Origin of the sequence: Rhizobium subbaraonis (assembly GCF_900220975.1) — a bacterium.
Lineage (GTDB): Bacteria > Pseudomonadota > Alphaproteobacteria > Rhizobiales > Rhizobiaceae > Mycoplana > Mycoplana subbaraonis.
On sequence record NZ_OBQD01000025.1, the window covers coordinates 26,460 to 41,304 of the forward strand.

A 14,845-nucleotide genomic window follows, 5' to 3' on the forward strand; every position below is an offset into this window, starting at 1 on the left:
TCATGGCGGCGCGGCGTCTATCCCTCTCGGAGCGCGGACAGCTCGACCTGTTCCGGGCGCTTCCCGGCGACTTCGCGCCACGAGACGCGCAGGATCTCATGGCCTATCCCTTCTTTTCCCTATCCAAGACCCATCGCGTCGCGCCGATCGACTTCGTCGCGGGTGGCGTGACGATCCGGGTCGAGGCTGTTCCCGATCACGGCATGGCGACCATATGGGACGCCGATATCCTGATCTGGGCGGCAAGCCAGATCGTGAATGCCCGAGATGCCGGACTCCGCACCTCGCGACTGATGGCCGCCACGCCCTACGAAATCCTCACCTATGTCGGTCGCGGCACATCGCTTCGCGACTACCAGCGCCTGAAAGCCGCGCTCGACCGGCTGCAATCGACCACGGTGTCGACCTCGATCCGGCAGCCGGCCGAGGGCCGCCGCCACCGCTTTTCTTGGATCAACGAGTGGCAGGAGCGGACCAACCACAACGGCCGGCCAGAAGGCATCGAGATGATCGTGCCGGACTGGTTCTACCGCGCCGTCCTCGACGATGCGCTCGTGCTCACCATCGACCGCGCCTATTTCGACCTCACGGGCGGCCTCGACCGCTGGCTCTACCGCCTGGTGCGCAAGCACGGCGGCCGCCAGCGCGATGGCTGGCGCTTCGACTTCCGCCACCTCCACCAGAAATCCGGAAGCCTGTCGCCGTTCAAGCGCTTCGCCTTCGAGCTGCGCGACATCATCCGGCGCCAGCCGCTGCCCGGCTACACGCTCTTCCTCGAGGCCGAAATCGGGGGCCGCACGCTGCTCGCTTTCGAGCCTCTCTCGGCCTGTGGACAGCCTGTGGACGGCCTCGTGCTATCGGGAACCCGGACTATCGTGCTATCGGGAACCCGAGGCTCGTGCTATCAGGAACCCAAACAGGGTTTAACCCACGGAAACTTCACACGAAATCGCGCCCTTAACTTAGAGTCTAACATAGACTCTAAGTTTGAAGAGCGCGCGCGCGATGTGGAAAACCTCATCCGCGAGACCGCCCGAAACCTCAGCGTCACCGCGAAGAAGACCAAAGCGGCCGCGCCGGGATCGGCGCCCAACGACGACAGCTCTTCGTCTTCCAGCGAAGCAAAAGCGCCTCGCCTTTCTCTCGACCGATCGGGGAAAAGCTGATGATCGTCGCCTTTCTCAATCAGAAGGGCGGCGTCGGCAAGACGACGCTGGCGCTGCACCTTGCCGGTGAGCTGGCGGGACGCGGCAAGCGTGTCACGCTGATCGACGCGGACCCGCAGGGCTCCGCGCTCGACTGGTCGCAGCAACGCTCACGCGAGGGCCTGCCGCGCCTGTTCGGCGTCGTCGGCTTGGCGCGTGACACGCTGCACCGCGAGGCGCCAGAACTCGCTCGTGACGTCGACCACATCGTCATAGATGGGCCGCCACGCGTTGCCGGGCTCGTGCGCTCCGCGCTGCTCGCCGCCGACCTCGTGGTGATCCCGGTGCAGCCATCGCCGCTCGATGGCTGGGCCTCGGCGGAGATGCTGGCGCTCTTGACGGAGGCGCGCATCTACCGGCCAGAGCTTGTCGCCCGCTTCGTGCTCAACCGCTGCGCCGCGCGCACCGTCATCGCCCGCGAGACAGCGGAAACGCTCGCCGATCACGATCCGCCGGTGCTCGCCAGCACCATCGGCCAGCGCGTCGTCTTCGCCGACGCCGCACAGACCGGGCGGCTTGCGTCGGACATCGACGCGCGATCGCCCGCCGCCCGTGAAATTGCGGCGCTCGTGACCGAGATCGAGCGGCTGCGCATCGGGAGGGCGACGTCATGATCGTCCTTACCGGCGACTGCCGCGAGCTCATGCCGTCGCATGGCCCGTTCGACATGATCCTCGCCGATCCGCCTTACGGTGACACCTCGCTCGCCTGGGATCGGCGCGTCGAGGGCTGGCTTCCGCTCGCGCGGGCCGCCCTCAAGCCGACCGGCTCTCTGTGGGTGTTCGGCTCGCTGCGCAGCTTCATGGTCACGGCGATCAGGTTCGTCGACGCAGGCTTTCGCATCGCACAGGAGATCGTCTGGGAGAAGCAGAACGGCTCCAGCTTCCATGCCGACCGCTTCAAGCGGGTGCACGAGCTGGCCGTTCAGTTCTATCCCGCCGAGACGCCTTGGCGCGACGTTTACAACGACGTCCAGACCACGCCGGACGCGACGGCCCGCACGGTCCGCCGCAAGCAGCGGCCACCCCATACCGGCCAGATCGACGGCGGTCACTATGTCAGCCATGATGGCGGACCGCGCCTGATGCGCTCGGTCATCTACGTGCGCAACGCCCATGGTCGCGCGATCCACCCGACCGAAAAGCCGTCGGCGCTCCTCGAAATCCTGATCCGCACAAGCTGCCCGGAAGGCAGCCTTGTTGGCGACTGGTTCGCAGGCTCGGGCGCGGCCGGGGAAGCCTGCCGGCTGTCAGGCCGGCGCTATCTCGGCTGCGAGATCGACGCCGCCATGGCCGAACGCGCCCGCGCGCGCATCGCCTCCGTGCTGCCGTTCCACGACGGAGGCGCGTCATGACGGTCCGCACGGAAAAGCGCGGCTTCGCGACGCGACCAGTCGATCCGGGCGGTTGGATCAAGGCCGGCGATGCACCGGCGACGCGTGACAACGCTGCCGCCATCTATTCCGCCCGGCTGACGATCGACATCACGCCGGCGATGCGTGGGCGCATCAAGGTCGCCGCCTTCCGCCGCGGAGTGACCGTCGCCGACATGCTGCGCGAGCTGCTGGCGCGTGAATTTCCCGAAACGTCTGGAGACCAATCATGACCGCCAATGCGACGTACCGCATGCGCGGCCGTCCGTTGCCGGACGGTCCTGCCGCATTCACCACGCTCGTCGAGCTCACCTGGATCGAGAAGCGCGTCGAAAGCTGGATCAGATTCGGGAACCAGAGCTACGAGCAGAAACTCGACCGCCAGCACAGGGTCGTCGGCTTCGCGCCGAATGCGGTCTTTTGCTTCGTTCGCTGGGCTGCGAACGAACACGGGACGATCATCTCGCGTGTCGATATTGTGCGGACTGTCGATCGCGGCGAGCCGTATCAGACGCTGCCTTTCGTGCGGCCCGGCGGCGAAATTCTCCTCAAGATCGAAGGCTGGCCGAAGGTCGAGAACGTGCTGCGTCACGTTGACGGCATCGACGCGCTCGGCATCGATCCGGCCGATGTCGATCCCGATCATTGGCGTCATGTCGCCCACTGGATGAACGCCGGCGAAGCGCCGCGTCCCTACACGTCCGATCGCCATCAGGCATGGCTCCGGCGCCGGGAGATCGTGCGATGACGCGGCTCGAATACCTTGCGGCGACCGCCTTCGGTGTCCTCGGCATTGCGCTCGCCAGTGCCACACCCTTGCCGTTGAAGCTCGTTTGGAACGCGACCGCGAGCGAGCCAGTAGGCTTCTACACCATCGATCCTGTTGGTCGTCTCGAGGTGCCCGACCTTGTCGTCGTCATGCCGCCCGAGCCCGTCGCCTCGTTCATCGTGGAGCGCGGCTACGTCGCTCGCGGCGTGCCGCTTCTGAAGCGGGTGCTGGGCCTCCCGGGACAACGCGTCTGCCGCTCCGGGCGTGCAATCAGCGTCGACGACGTTCCGCTTGGCGACGCGCTCGACCGCGACAGCAAAGGCCGCGACCTGCCGGTTTGGCAGGGTTGCCGCCGCATCGGCAGCGGAGAGCTGTTCCTCATGAACCACGAAGCCCCAGACAGCCTCGACGGCCGCTACTTCGGCCCGTTTCCCGCCACCGCGGTGATCGGTCGGGCGACACCGCTTTTCACCGACGACGACGGCGAGGGCCGCTTCGTCTGGCGCGCGCCGACGCGGTGACGGCGCGACCACTGCAATCCCGCCGCACAACAGGAGACCACGATCATGGCCAACATCGGACTTTTCACACGCACGGAATCCGGCTTCGAAGGGCGGTTCAGGGCGCTTGGCATCGACGAAGAAATCACCTTCGTCGCCGCCGAGCCTTCGGAGGCCAAGAACGCTCCAGCCTATCGCGTTCTGCTCGGCGACGAAGACGGGCTTCCGATCGGTGCGGCCTGGGCGGCCGTCGGCGATCGGGCCGGTGAATTCTTTTCCGTCGAGATCTACAGCCCGCTGTTCGGAGGCATGCTACGCGCGAACCTCTTCCGCGCCGGTGACGACGGCTCCGCCTGGGGCCTGCACACGAACCTCACTTCCAAAAAGCGGAAGGATGACTGAATGACGGCGGTCAAGCACCGCGCCAGCGTCGGCGGCTTGATCGCCGTCCGGCGCTCAGCGCTCCTCCTTCTTCTTTCCGGCCTGACCTTCACCGCGGCCGAAACGCCTGCTATTTTGGCGCAAGTTCCGTCCCCCGTCCGGGCCGCGTCCGCTCATCCGCACGCGGCTCATATCGCCGAGGCGTCGCGGCGGTTCGGCATTCCGTCGACATGGATCGTCGCCGTGATGCGCACCGAGAGCGCGGGCGACGTGCGCGCCGTCTCCTCGGCCGGCGCGATGGGACTGATGCAGGTTATGCCCGATACCTGGGCCGAACTTCGCCTCCGTTACCGCCTCGGCCGCAACCCATATAACTCACGCGACAACATCCTCGCGGGTACTGCGTACCTGCGCGAGATGTGGGATCGCTATGGCGACGTAGCCGCCATGCTCGCTGCCTACAATGCTGGCCCGGCGCGCTATGACGAGCATCGTTCGAAGGGCCGCCCGCTGCCCGCCGAAACGCGAGCCTACGTCACGTTTCTTGCCCCCGTTCTGCGCGGCGAGCGCCCTTCCAAGAGCGGTTCGGCGATTGCCCGACCGCTCGACTGGCGCGAGGCGGCGATCTTCGTCGGGCGGGATGACGGCGCCTCCGCTGGCAATCCCGCGTCTTCGGATCGCGCACTGACCGATACCCGCTCACCCGTCCAGGCGGCGCAGGAGACGCTGACCGCCGCGCAGCCAAAGGGGCTGTTCATCGCCCGCGCTGCCGCTGGAGACCGGCCATGAGCGGCCCTGCGGCAAATCGCGGCCCGTCGTGCTCTCGCGTGTCATTGAGAGCGCCAGGGGTGGAGGCAGGCGCAGCAACCGGACGATGGCAGGATAAAAGGGCGCACGGTGCGCGTCCGTCGGTCGGTTGTTTTTGTTTATGTTTTTGGTGCGTTCCGCACCGTGCAGCGCATTCGCGCACCGTGCGCCGCACGCCCATCTTACTGTTTTTGCGTGATGTTTCGCACCGCGCGGAGATGCGCCATGTCCGATGAACGCGAATTCCGCGTCCGTCCCGGGCGCATCCGATCCACCCGCGCGCAGCAGGCTCGTCCCTTTGTCGCGCAGGCGCTCGCCGCTGCGAAGAAGGCAGGCGGCGGCGTCTCACCGTCCGGCCGCGTCAACTCGGGCAATCGATCCCGCTTCGGCCGTGGCCAGCGCGCCAGCATCCAGGCCAATCGCCTCATCACGTCGCGCACGCGCGGCGCCGTCGTCAAGGCGCGTGTGGTCCGCCATACCGCTCGATCAGCGCCACTCGGAACGCATCTGGACTATCTGCGCCGCGACGGCGTGACCCGTGACGGCGAGAAGGCCCGATTGTTCGGCCCGGGAACGGAGGACGTAGACGGGCGCGCCTTCGCCGAGCGATCCGGGGACGACCGGCATCATTTCCGGTTCATCGTATCGCCGGATGACGCTCCTGAAATGTCCGACCTTCGATCCTTCACCCGCGATCTCGTCGGCCAGATGGAAAAGGATCTCGGCACGCGGCTCGACTGGGTGGCCGTCGATCACTGGAATACGCAGCATGCACATATCCATCTGATCGTGCGTGGCGTGCGCGATGACGGCCAGGACCTCGTGATCTCCCGCGACTACATCAAGGAGGGGATGCGTGACCGCGTGCGCGATCTCATCACGCACGAGCTGGGGCCGCGCACCGACCTCGATATCCGCCGCAGCCTCGAAAGCCAGATCACGGCGGAGCGGTGGACCCAGCTCGATCGGCAACTCGTCCGCGACGCCGGCAAGTCCGGCATCATCGATCTCGCCCCGCTCGCAGATCGCCAGCCTGACGAGTTTCACGCGCTGAAGGTCGGCCGCCTGCGCACGCTCGAAATCCTCGGCGTCGCCGGGCAGGTCGGCCACTCCCAATGGTTCATCAAGCCGGAAGCGGAAAACGTCCTGCGCGAACTCGGCGAGCGCGGCGACATCATCAAGCGCATGCACCGTGCGCTCACCGAGCGCGGCATCGAACGCGGATCGGCCAGTTACGTGCTGGCGGGCGAAAGCCTCGACGTGCCGGTCGTTGGCCGACTGGTCGAGCGCGGCCTTGACGACGAGCTCAAAGGCTCCGCCTACGCCGTCGTCGACGGCGTGGACGGCCGCACGCATCACATCCGGCTGCCGCACCTCGACGCAGCCGGCGACAGCCCGCCGGGATCGATTGTCGAGCTGCGCGCCTACGAGGATGCGCACGGCCAGCGCCGGGTGGCGCTCGCCGTTAGGTCCGATCTCGATCTCGGCGCCCAGGTGAACGCGACCGGAGCCACCTGGCTCGACCGGCAGGCCATCGCCCGTGAGCCGGTCGCGCTTTCCGAAGGCGGCTTCGGCTCGGAAGTCCGCCAGGCCATGGACGAACGCGCCGAGCATCTGATCGGTGAGGGGCTCGCCGATCGTCAGGGCGGACGCATCGTCTTCGCACGCCGCCTGCTCAACACGCTGCGCGAGCGGGAGGTCAATGCGCTCGGCGAAAAGCTCGCCGCCGAGACCGGGCTGCCGTTCGCTCAGGCCGGGACAGGCGAATATGTCGCCGGCTCCTATCGCCAGCGTTTTGCACTCGCCTCCGGCCGCTTCGCCATGATCGACGACGGCCTCGGCTTCCAGCTCGTGCCCTGGTCTCCCTCGCTCGAAAAGCAGATCGGCCGCCACGTCTCCGGCGTCTCGCGCGACGACGGCGGCGTCGACTGGGATTTCGGTCGGAAGCGCGGGCTCGGCCTCTAACCTCAGTCAGAAAGGATTATCGCCATGTCCGCCACCAAAATCCTTTGGGGACAGATCCTGATCGTGTTTGCGATCGTCCTCACCACCGTCTGGGGCGCGACGCAGTATGTCGCGTGGAGCCTCGGCTATCAGGCGCAGCTCGGCGAGCCGTGGTTCACGCTGTTCGGCGTGCCGGTCTACTTTCCGGCCGCCATCATGTGGTGGTGGTATTTCTACGACGCCTACGCCCCGAGCATATTCGCCGTCGGCGGCATGATCGCCGCGTCGGGTGGCTTCATTGCGATCGCCGTCGCCATCGGCATGTCGGTCTGGCGTGCGCGCGAGGCGAAGAATGTCGCCACCTACGGCTCGGCGCGCTGGGCGCAGGATCAGGAGATCCGAGACGCCGGCCTGCTCAGTCCGGACGGAGTCGTGCTCGGTCGATACGAGCGCGACTATCTGCGGCACGATGGCGCCGAGCATGTGCTGTGCTTTGCGCCGACCCGTTCGGGCAAGGGCGTCGGCCTCGTCGTGCCCTCGCTGCTCACCTGGCCCGGCTCGGCCATCGTTCACGACATCAAGGGGGAGAACTGGACGCTCACGGCCGGGTTCCGATCCCGGCACGGCAGGGTGCTGCTCTTCGATCCGACCAATCCGGAGTCATCGGCATATAACCCGCTGCTCGAGGTGAGACGCGGTGAATGGGAGGTTCGCGATGTCCAGAACATCGCCGACATCTTGGTCGATCCCGAGGGTAGCCTGGACAAGCGGAACCACTGGGAAAAAACCAGCCATTCGCTTCTGGTCGGCGCGATCCTGCACGTCCTCTATGCCGAGCCTGAAAAGACCCTCGCGGGCGTCGCCAACTTCCTGTCCGACCCAAAGCGGCCTGTCGAGTCGACGCTGAGGGCGATGATGAAGACCGCGCATCTCGGGGAAGCAGGTCCGCACCCCGTCGTCGCCAGCGCGGCGCGCGAGCTGCTGAACAAATCCGACAACGAGCGTTCAGGCGTGCTCTCGACGGCGATGTCCTTCCTCGGCCTCTATCGCGACCCGGTGGTCGCTACGGTGACGCGCCGCTGCGACTGGCGGATCAGAGACATCGTGGGCGGCGAGCGTCCCGCCACGCTCTACCTCGTCGTGCCGCCCTCCGACATCAATCGCACCAAGCCGCTGATCCGCTTGCTGCTCAACCAGATCGGGCGGCGCCTGACAGAGGACCTGCAGGCCAAGGCCGGGCGGCATCGTCTCTTGCTGATGCTCGACGAGTTTCCAGCCCTGGGCAGGCTCGACTTCTTCGAAAGCGCGCTGGCCTTCATGGCGGGCTACGGCCTCAAAGCGTTCCTGATCGCGCAGAGCCTCAACCAGATCGAAAAGGCCTATGGCCCGAACAACTCGATCCTCGACAATTGCCATGTCCGGGTCAGCTTCGCCACGAATGACGAACGCACCGCCAAGCGCGTCTCGGACGCGCTCGGCACAGCCACCGAAATGAAGGCCATGAAGAACTACGCCGGCCACCGTCTGTCGCCGTGGTTAGGCCATCTGATGGTGTCGCGCTCGGAGACCGCCCGTCAGTTGCTGACCCCGGGCGAAATCATGCAGCTTCCGCCGACCGACGAGATCGTGATGGTCGCAGGCATCCCGCCGATTCGGGCGAAGAAGGCGCGCTATTACGAGGACGCGCGCTTCAAGGAGCGGGTGCTGGCGCCGCCGGAGCCGAAACGACCTGACAGCACCGGCCCGGACGACTGGACCAGCCTGCCGATACCACCGCGCCCGGAAGAGATCGTGACGGCCACGGCCTCCTCGGAGGATGAGGACACCACAAGTTCCGAACGCCGGCTCCAACCCGAGCTGAGCCGCGTAAAGCCGGTTGAGAAGAAGACGCCCATCGAAAACGAATTCGAGATCGACCTTCCGGATGACGCCGAAGAGGAGGCCGTGCGGAACCGTCGCATGATCCGGCAGATGCAGGGCATCGCACGCCAGGTCTCTCTTGATCCCAACGACGGCATGGAGCTGTAGCCGCCATGACCGTTAGCCGAAAAAAGAGAAAGGCCACGATCTATCTCGACCCCGAGATCGAGAAAACGCTGGCGGATTTCGCAGCAAGGCGCGAGCAATCGCAGTCCATGATCGCCGAGGCCGCCATCGCATCCTTCCTTTCCCCGGACGACGCCGAACGGCGCGAGGCGATCGTTTCAAAACGCCTCGACCAGCTCGATCGTCGAATGACACGCCTCGAACGCGATGTCGGCATCGCAGTCGAGACGCTGGCGGTGTTCATCCGCTTCTGGATCACCACGACGCCGGCCCTCCCGGAGCCGGCGGCGCAGGCGGCGCGGGCGAAGTCCAGCGAGCGTTACGAAGCGTTCATCACGGCGCTGGGTCGACGTTTGGCGCAGGGGCCGAAACTACGGCAGGAACTCTCCGAGGATATCCTCGAATCGGGACCGTGATCTTCTCACGCGCGGCATCTGGTAGTGGCGCGGACAAGTTCAAGGATGTGGCGAGACCGCCGTTTTCCTGTATTTGCACGCTACGCTACTACTACGACCGAAACTTGTTGAAACGGCCTGATTCCGGGCTCTTTTAATCATCCCCGATCCGGGGATCATCTGTTGCGTCCCCACGAAACATGGGGACGAAATGGCATCCACTCACCAGAGACAGGAAGCGATCCAGCGCGGTGCACGCATGTTGCGCACCGCGCTTGGGCCCGCCATTGCGCGGTTTCTGGAAGAGCCGGCGGTGGTCGAGGTCATGCTGAACCCGGACGGCCGGATCTGGGTCGACCGGCTTTCTGAAGGGCTCGCCGACACCGGCGAGACGATGACGGCCGCTGACGGCGAACGCATCGTGCGGCTCGTCGCGCACCATGTCGGCGCCGAAGTGCATGCGCGCTCCCCGCGTGTCTCTGCTGAACTGCCCGAAACCGGCGAACGGTTCGAAGGCTTGCTGCCTCCCGTCGTTTCGTCGCCCGCTTTCGCCATCCGGAAGCCTGCCGTCGCTGTCTTCACCCTCGACGACTACGTAGCGGCGGGCGTCATGACCGCCGATCAGGCCACCGCCCTTCGACTGGCAGTCGATTCCCGCGCGAACATCCTCGTCGCGGGCGGCACATCGACGGGCAAGACAACACTCACGAACGCACTGCTGGCCGAAGTGGCGAAAGGCGCCGATCGCGTCGTCATCATCGAAGACACACGCGAGCTCCAATGCGCCGCGCCGAACCTCGTCTCGATGCGGACGAAGGACGGCGTGGCGACGCTCTCGGATCTCGTCCGCTCCTCGCTGCGCCTGCGACCCGATCGTATTCCGATCGGCGAGGTACGGGGCTCCGAAGCCCTCGACCTTCTCAAGGCGTGGGGCACCGGCCACCCCGGCGGCATCGGCACGATCCACGCCGGTTCCGGCATCGGCGCGCTGCGCCGCCTCGAGCAACTCATCCAGGAAGCCGTCGTCACCGTCCCGCGCGCGCTGATCGCTGAGACGATCGATCTCGTCGCCGTCCTCTCCGGTCGTGGTTCCGCCCGCCGGCTGGCCGAGCTCGCACGCGTCGAAGGGCTCGGTCCGGACGGCGATTACCGCATCACCACCGCAACCACCCCGAACGGAGAAGCTGAATGAATTCGCCCGCCATTCCGGATGTCACCAATCCGCCCGTCCTGTCCAGGATCCCCGCCCATCGAGAGCCGCCGCCCGGCTCGATCATGCGCGGCGCTTACAAGCGACTTTCTGCGTCGACGGCGCTCCTCACCATCATGACGCTGGCCACTATGCCGCCAGCCTATGCGTCCGGCTCATCGATGCCCTGGGAGCAACCCCTTCAGCAGATCCTCCAGTCGATCGAAGGGCCGGTCGCCAAGATCGTCGCGGTGATCATCATCATCGCGACGGGCCTTGCGCTCGCCTTTGGCGATACGAGCGGCGGCTTCCGTAGGCTGATTCAGATCGTCTTCGGCCTCTCGATCGCATTCGCCGCGTCGAGCTTCTTCCTGTCGTTCTTCTCCTTTGGCGGCGGAGCGCTCGTCTGATGGCGGTCGCGTTCGAACAATTGGACGAGGTGCCGGGTTACACGGTGCCGGTCCACCGCGCTCTGACCGAGCACATCCTGCTCGGCGGCGCCCCGCGATCGATCGCCATCATGAACGGCACGCTGGCCGGAGCGGTCGGCTTAGGCCTGCGGCTCTGGCTGGTCGGGATCGCCATCTGGGCAATCGGCCATTTCATCGCAGTCTGGGCCGCCCGCCGTGACCCGCTCTTTGTCGAGGTCGGCCGCAGACACCTGCGCATCCCGGCTTTCCTCGCGGTCTGAGGGAGGCGGTGCCGATGATGAACCTTGCCGAATATCGCCGCTCAGCGTCGCGTCTTGCGGACTATCTGCCCTGGGTCGCGCTCGTTGCTCCAGGCGTCGTGCTCAACAAGGACGGATCGTTCCAGCGCACCGCGAAGTTTCGCGGTCCCGATCTCGATTCCGCGGTCGCGGCCGAACTGGTCGCCGTCGCCAGCCGCATCAATAACGCCTTCCGTCGGCTGGGCTTGGGCTGGAGCATCTTCGTCGAAGCGCAGCGTCACGAAGCCGACACCTACCCGGACAGCAGCTTTCCCGATCCGGCTTCCGGCCTGGTCGATGCCGAGCGCAAGGCCGGCTTCGAGGAAGCGGGCGCCCATTTCGTCTCCAGCTACTTCCTGACGTTCCTGTTTCTTCCGCCCGCGGAGGAAGCCGCGCGCACCGAGTCGTGGCTGTACGAAGGACGCGACCGTTCGGGCATCGATCCGCATGAGATCCTCCGCGCCTTTACCGACCGCACCGACCGCGTGCTGGCGCTTCTCGACGGCTTCATGCCCTCCTGCCGCTGGCTCGATGACGGCGAGACGCTGACCTACCTGCATTCGACGATTTCGACGAAGCGTCACCGCGTCCGCGTCCCCGAAACCCCGGTCTACCTCGATGCGCTTCTGGCCGACCAGCCGCTGACCGGCGGGCTGGAACCGCGCCTTGGCGACCAGAACCTGCGCATTCTCACAATCATCGGGTTCCCGACGGCAACGACGCCCGGGTTGCTCGACGACCTCAACCGGCTGGCCTTTCCATATCGCTGGTCGACGCGCGCGATCCTGCTCGACAAGACCGACGCGACGAAACTCCTGACCAAGATCCGCCGGCAGTGGTTCGCCAAGCGCAAGAGCATTGCGGCGATCCTGAAAGAGGTGATGACGAACGAGCAGTCCGTGCTCGTGGACACCGACGCGGCGAACAAGGCGGCGGACGCCGATCTCGCGCTGCAGGAGCTCGGCGCGGACGTGGCCGGGCTGGCCTACGTCACGGCGACCATCACCGTCTGCGACGCCGACGCGCGCCTTGCCGACGAGAAACTGCGGCTGGTCGAGAAGGTCATTCAGGGTCGCGACTTCACGGCCATGATCGAGACTGTGAACGCCGTTGACGCATGGCTCGGCAGCTTGCCGGGCCATGCCTACGCCAATGTCCGCCAGCCGCCGATCTCGACACTCAATCTCGCCCACATGATCCCCCTGAGCGCCGTGTGGGCGGGGCCGGAACGGGACGAGCACTTCGATGCGCCCCCCTTGCTTTACGGCAAGACCGAAGGCTCGACCCCGTTCCGGTTGTCTCTGCATGTCGGCGACGTCGGCCATACCCTGGTGGTCGGCCCGACCGGCGCGGGCAAGTCCGTGCTGCTCGCCCTCATGGCGTTGCAGTTCCGCCGCTACGCGCGCAGCCAGGTTTTCGCGTTCGATTTCGGCGGGTCGATCCGGGCGGCCGCGCTCGCCATGGGCGGCGACTGGCATGATCTTGGTGGCGGCCTCACCGAAGGCTCCGATGTCTCGGTCTCCCTCCAGCCGCTCGCCCGCATTCACGACACCTACGAGCGCGCCTGGGCCGCCGACTGGATCGTCGCGATCCTGTCTCGCGAGGGCATCACGATTACACCCGAGGCGAAGGAGCACATCTGGACCGCTCTGACCTCGCTCGCATCCGCGCCGATCGAGGAGCGGACGATCACGGGCCTCAACGTCCTGCTCCAGTCGAACGACCTCAAGCAGGCGCTTCGTCCCTATTGCGTCGGCGGCCCCTATGGACGGCTGCTCGACGCGGAGACCGAACATCTTGGCTCGGCCGACGTGCAGGCGTTCGAGATCGAGGGCCTTGTGGGTACGGGCGCCGCGCCCGCCGTGCTCGCCTACCTGTTCCATCGCATCGGCGACCGGCTGGACGGCCGCCCGACCTTGCTCATCATCGACGAGGGATGGCTTGCCCTCGATGACGAGGGCTTCGCCGGCCAGCTCCGCGAATGGCTGAAGACACTCAGAAAGAAGAACGCCTCGGTCATCTTCGCTACGCAGTCGCTGTCCGATATCGACAATTCGGACATCGCGCCGGCGATCATCGAGAGCTGCCCGACTCGGCTGCTGTTGCCGAACGAACGCGCCATCGAACCGCAGATCACGGCGATCTACAGGCGGTTCGGCCTCAACGACCGCCAGATCGAGATCCTCGCGCGGGCGACCCCGAAGCGGGACTACTACTGCCAGTCGCGCCGCGGAAATCGCCTGTTCGAGCTCGGCCTTTCCGAACTCGGCCTCGCGCTTTGCGCCGCATCCTCGAAATCCGACCAGACGCTGATCGCCAACCTCGTCGCCGAACACGGCCGCGACGGCTTCCTCCCCGCATGGCTCGATGCCCGCGACGTCGGCTGGGTCATCGATCTTCTTCCCGGTTTTCAACCGCTTACCCCCCAGCCCGAAAAGGAGCTTCAGCCATGATCGTCCGTCGTCTTCGCAAATCCTCTGCCGTTCTCGCAGCGTCCATGCTGGCGGCTATGCCGCTCGCGATGTCGCCGCTTGCGATGTCGCCCGCCTATGCCTGGAGGATTGTCTACGACCCCACCAACTACGCGCAGAACGTCCTGACGGCCGCGCGTACGCTTGAGCAGATCAACCATCAGATCACCTCGCTTCAGAATGAAGCGACCATGCTTATCAACCAGGCGCGCAATCTCGCGAGCCTGCCGTTCTCCTCGCTCCAGACGCTTCAGCAGAATGTTCAGAAGACCCAGCAGCTCCTGAAGCAGGCGCAGAACATCGCCTTCGACGTGCAGAACATCGATCAGATGTTCCAGCAGCAATACGGCAGCGTCTCGATGTCGGCGAGCGATCAGCAGCTCGTCAGCGCCGCGCGCAGCCGCTGGCAGAACACCGTCGGAAGCCTGCAGGATGCGATGCGCGTCCAGGCCGGCGTCGTCGGCAACATCGACAGCAACCGCACGCAGATGAGCGAACTGGTGAACCAGAGCCAGGGCGCGACCGGCGCGCTTCAGGCGACACAGGCCGGCAACCAGCTCCTCGCCCTCCAGTCGCAGCAACTCTCGGATCTCGTCGCGCTGCTCGCAGCCAACGGCCGTTCGGGCGCGCTGACGGAGGCCGAGCGCACCGCGGCCGCCGAGCAGGGGCGTGAGCAGCGCCGCCGCTTCCTGACGCCCGGTTCCGGCTATCAGGCCGGCAGCGCGCGGATGTTCAACGGCAATTGAGGGCCAGAAAGGAGCACCGTCATGGACAGCAAGATGCTGGCCCGGCTGGCCGCTGTCGTCTTCGTCGCCATCGCCATCACGGCGGCGGTCGTCGAGATGACCCACAAGGACGAGGCGCCGGCGGGACTGTCGGCGCCTATCGTCGAGCCCGCGCGCGATCCGCTGCGCGAGGGCCAGCGCCGGTGCCAGCAGCTTGGGGCAACGGCCGCGAGCGACAGCGAATGCCTGCGCGTCTGGGCCGAGACACGTGATCGCTTCCTAGGCCGTCCGGCTGCGCCTGTATCGCCGTCGTCAGACGACAGGCGGTGATC

The 14,845-nt window shown here is 66.1% G+C and carries 17 protein-coding genes; all 17 read left to right on the plus strand.

Annotation, left to right across the window (positions count from 1 at the left end):
• Positions 1–2 precede the first annotated feature (2 nt).
• A complete protein-coding gene (locus CRO48_RS26850; protein WP_035224576.1) occupies positions 3–1,166 on the plus strand; it encodes a replication initiator protein A in 1,164 nt (387 codons plus the stop codon).
• A complete protein-coding gene (gene parA, locus CRO48_RS26855; protein ID WP_035224579.1) occupies positions 1,166–1,819 on the plus strand; it encodes a ParA family partition ATPase in 654 nt (217 codons plus the stop codon). Before CRO48_RS26850 ends, parA begins: the two co-directional genes overlap by 1 nt.
• The gene (locus CRO48_RS26860; protein WP_035224581.1) at positions 1,816–2,559 is read left to right on the plus strand and encodes a DNA-methyltransferase; all 744 of its coding nucleotides are present in this window, start codon (positions 1,816–1,818) and stop codon (positions 2,557–2,559) included. The genes parA and CRO48_RS26860 overlap by 4 nt, the downstream gene beginning before the upstream one ends.
• Positions 2,556–2,810: a hypothetical protein gene (locus CRO48_RS26865; protein ID WP_035224583.1), complete on the plus strand. Its 255-nt coding sequence runs from the start codon at positions 2,556–2,558 to the stop codon at positions 2,808–2,810. The genes CRO48_RS26860 and CRO48_RS26865 overlap by 4 nt, the downstream gene beginning before the upstream one ends.
• Entirely contained in the window at positions 2,807–3,325 is a 519-nt protein-coding gene (locus tag CRO48_RS26870) for a DUF2840 domain-containing protein (RefSeq protein WP_035224585.1), read from the plus strand. Before CRO48_RS26865 ends, CRO48_RS26870 begins: the two co-directional genes overlap by 4 nt.
• Positions 3,322–3,867 carry a S26 family signal peptidase gene (locus CRO48_RS26875; protein WP_035224588.1) on the plus strand — a complete coding sequence of 182 codons (546 nt, stop codon included), beginning with the start codon at positions 3,322–3,324 and terminating at the stop codon, positions 3,865–3,867. Before CRO48_RS26870 ends, CRO48_RS26875 begins: the two co-directional genes overlap by 4 nt.
• 45 nt (positions 3,868–3,912) lie before the next feature.
• Entirely contained in the window at positions 3,913–4,248 is a 336-nt protein-coding gene (locus CRO48_RS26880) for a DUF736 domain-containing protein (RefSeq protein WP_035224591.1), read from the plus strand.
• The gene (locus CRO48_RS26885; RefSeq protein ID WP_051796306.1) at positions 4,249–5,016 is read left to right on the plus strand and encodes a lytic transglycosylase domain-containing protein; all 768 of its coding nucleotides are present in this window, start codon (positions 4,249–4,251) and stop codon (positions 5,014–5,016) included. It abuts the gene before it with no gap.
• A 243-nt stretch (positions 5,017–5,259) separates the two neighbouring features.
• Positions 5,260–6,999, plus strand: coding sequence for a relaxase/mobilization nuclease domain-containing protein (locus CRO48_RS26890; RefSeq protein ID WP_097142804.1), 1,740 nt, complete (start codon positions 5,260–5,262; stop codon positions 6,997–6,999).
• Between the two features lie 24 nt (positions 7,000–7,023).
• Positions 7,024–9,006: a conjugal transfer protein TraG gene (locus tag CRO48_RS26895; protein WP_035224595.1), complete on the plus strand. Its 1,983-nt coding sequence runs from the start codon at positions 7,024–7,026 to the stop codon at positions 9,004–9,006.
• A 5-nt stretch (positions 9,007–9,011) separates the two neighbouring features.
• Entirely contained in the window at positions 9,012–9,440 is a 429-nt protein-coding gene (locus CRO48_RS26900; protein WP_035224596.1) for a hypothetical protein, read from the plus strand.
• Positions 9,441–9,630: 190 nt separating this feature from the next.
• Positions 9,631–10,611 (plus strand): P-type conjugative transfer ATPase TrbB, encoded by a 981-nt coding sequence (trbB, locus tag CRO48_RS26905; protein ID WP_035224598.1) that lies wholly within the window; start codon positions 9,631–9,633, stop codon positions 10,609–10,611.
• A gap of 83 nt (positions 10,612–10,694) precedes the next feature.
• Entirely contained in the window at positions 10,695–11,018 is a 324-nt protein-coding gene (locus CRO48_RS26910; RefSeq protein ID WP_035224710.1) for a TrbC/VirB2 family protein, read from the plus strand.
• Positions 11,018–11,299: a VirB3 family type IV secretion system protein gene (locus CRO48_RS26915; protein ID WP_035224601.1), complete on the plus strand. Its 282-nt coding sequence runs from the start codon at positions 11,018–11,020 to the stop codon at positions 11,297–11,299. The genes CRO48_RS26910 and CRO48_RS26915 overlap by 1 nt, the downstream gene beginning before the upstream one ends.
• A 14-nt stretch (positions 11,300–11,313) precedes the next feature.
• Positions 11,314–13,770, plus strand: a complete 2,457-nt coding sequence (gene trbE, locus CRO48_RS26920; RefSeq protein ID WP_035224604.1) for a conjugal transfer protein TrbE — start codon at positions 11,314–11,316, stop codon at positions 13,768–13,770.
• Positions 13,767–14,534, plus strand: a complete 768-nt coding sequence (gene trbJ / locus CRO48_RS26925) for a P-type conjugative transfer protein TrbJ (RefSeq protein WP_035224607.1) — start codon at positions 13,767–13,769, stop codon at positions 14,532–14,534. Before trbE ends, trbJ begins: the two co-directional genes overlap by 4 nt.
• 21 nt (positions 14,535–14,555) lie before the next feature.
• A complete protein-coding gene (trbK-alt, locus tag CRO48_RS26930; protein ID WP_035224611.1) occupies positions 14,556–14,843 on the plus strand; it encodes a putative entry exclusion protein TrbK-alt in 288 nt (95 codons plus the stop codon).
• Positions 14,844–14,845 lie beyond the last annotated feature (2 nt).

What these genes read in the sequence shown, in the direction of transcription:
- CRO48_RS26850 (WP_035224576.1), top strand. Translation starts at nt 3, where the DNA reads ATGGCGGCGCGGCGTCTATCCCTCTCGGAGCGCGGACAGCTCGACCTG.
- parA (WP_035224579.1), top strand. Translation starts at nt 1,166, where the DNA reads ATGATCGTCGCCTTTCTCAATCAGAAGGGCGGCGTCGGCAAGACGACG.
- CRO48_RS26860 (WP_035224581.1), top strand. Translation starts at nt 1,816, where the DNA reads ATGATCGTCCTTACCGGCGACTGCCGCGAGCTCATGCCGTCGCATGGC.
- CRO48_RS26865 (WP_035224583.1), top strand. Translation starts at nt 2,556, where the DNA reads ATGACGGTCCGCACGGAAAAGCGCGGCTTCGCGACGCGACCAGTCGAT.
- CRO48_RS26870 (WP_035224585.1), top strand. Translation starts at nt 2,807, where the DNA reads ATGACCGCCAATGCGACGTACCGCATGCGCGGCCGTCCGTTGCCGGAC.
- CRO48_RS26875 (WP_035224588.1), top strand. Translation starts at nt 3,322, where the DNA reads ATGACGCGGCTCGAATACCTTGCGGCGACCGCCTTCGGTGTCCTCGGC.
- CRO48_RS26880 (WP_035224591.1), top strand. Translation starts at nt 3,913, where the DNA reads ATGGCCAACATCGGACTTTTCACACGCACGGAATCCGGCTTCGAAGGG.
- CRO48_RS26885 (WP_051796306.1), top strand. Translation starts at nt 4,249, where the DNA reads ATGACGGCGGTCAAGCACCGCGCCAGCGTCGGCGGCTTGATCGCCGTC.
- CRO48_RS26890 (WP_097142804.1), top strand. Translation starts at nt 5,260, where the DNA reads ATGTCCGATGAACGCGAATTCCGCGTCCGTCCCGGGCGCATCCGATCC.
- CRO48_RS26895 (WP_035224595.1), top strand. Translation starts at nt 7,024, where the DNA reads ATGTCCGCCACCAAAATCCTTTGGGGACAGATCCTGATCGTGTTTGCG.
- CRO48_RS26900 (WP_035224596.1), top strand. Translation starts at nt 9,012, where the DNA reads ATGACCGTTAGCCGAAAAAAGAGAAAGGCCACGATCTATCTCGACCCC.
- trbB (WP_035224598.1), top strand. Translation starts at nt 9,631, where the DNA reads ATGGCATCCACTCACCAGAGACAGGAAGCGATCCAGCGCGGTGCACGC.
- CRO48_RS26910 (WP_035224710.1), top strand. Translation starts at nt 10,695, where the DNA reads ATGCGCGGCGCTTACAAGCGACTTTCTGCGTCGACGGCGCTCCTCACC.
- CRO48_RS26915 (WP_035224601.1), top strand. Translation starts at nt 11,018, where the DNA reads ATGGCGGTCGCGTTCGAACAATTGGACGAGGTGCCGGGTTACACGGTG.
- trbE (WP_035224604.1), top strand. Translation starts at nt 11,314, where the DNA reads ATGATGAACCTTGCCGAATATCGCCGCTCAGCGTCGCGTCTTGCGGAC.
- trbJ (WP_035224607.1), top strand. Translation starts at nt 13,767, where the DNA reads ATGATCGTCCGTCGTCTTCGCAAATCCTCTGCCGTTCTCGCAGCGTCC.
- trbK-alt (WP_035224611.1), top strand. Translation starts at nt 14,556, where the DNA reads ATGGACAGCAAGATGCTGGCCCGGCTGGCCGCTGTCGTCTTCGTCGCC.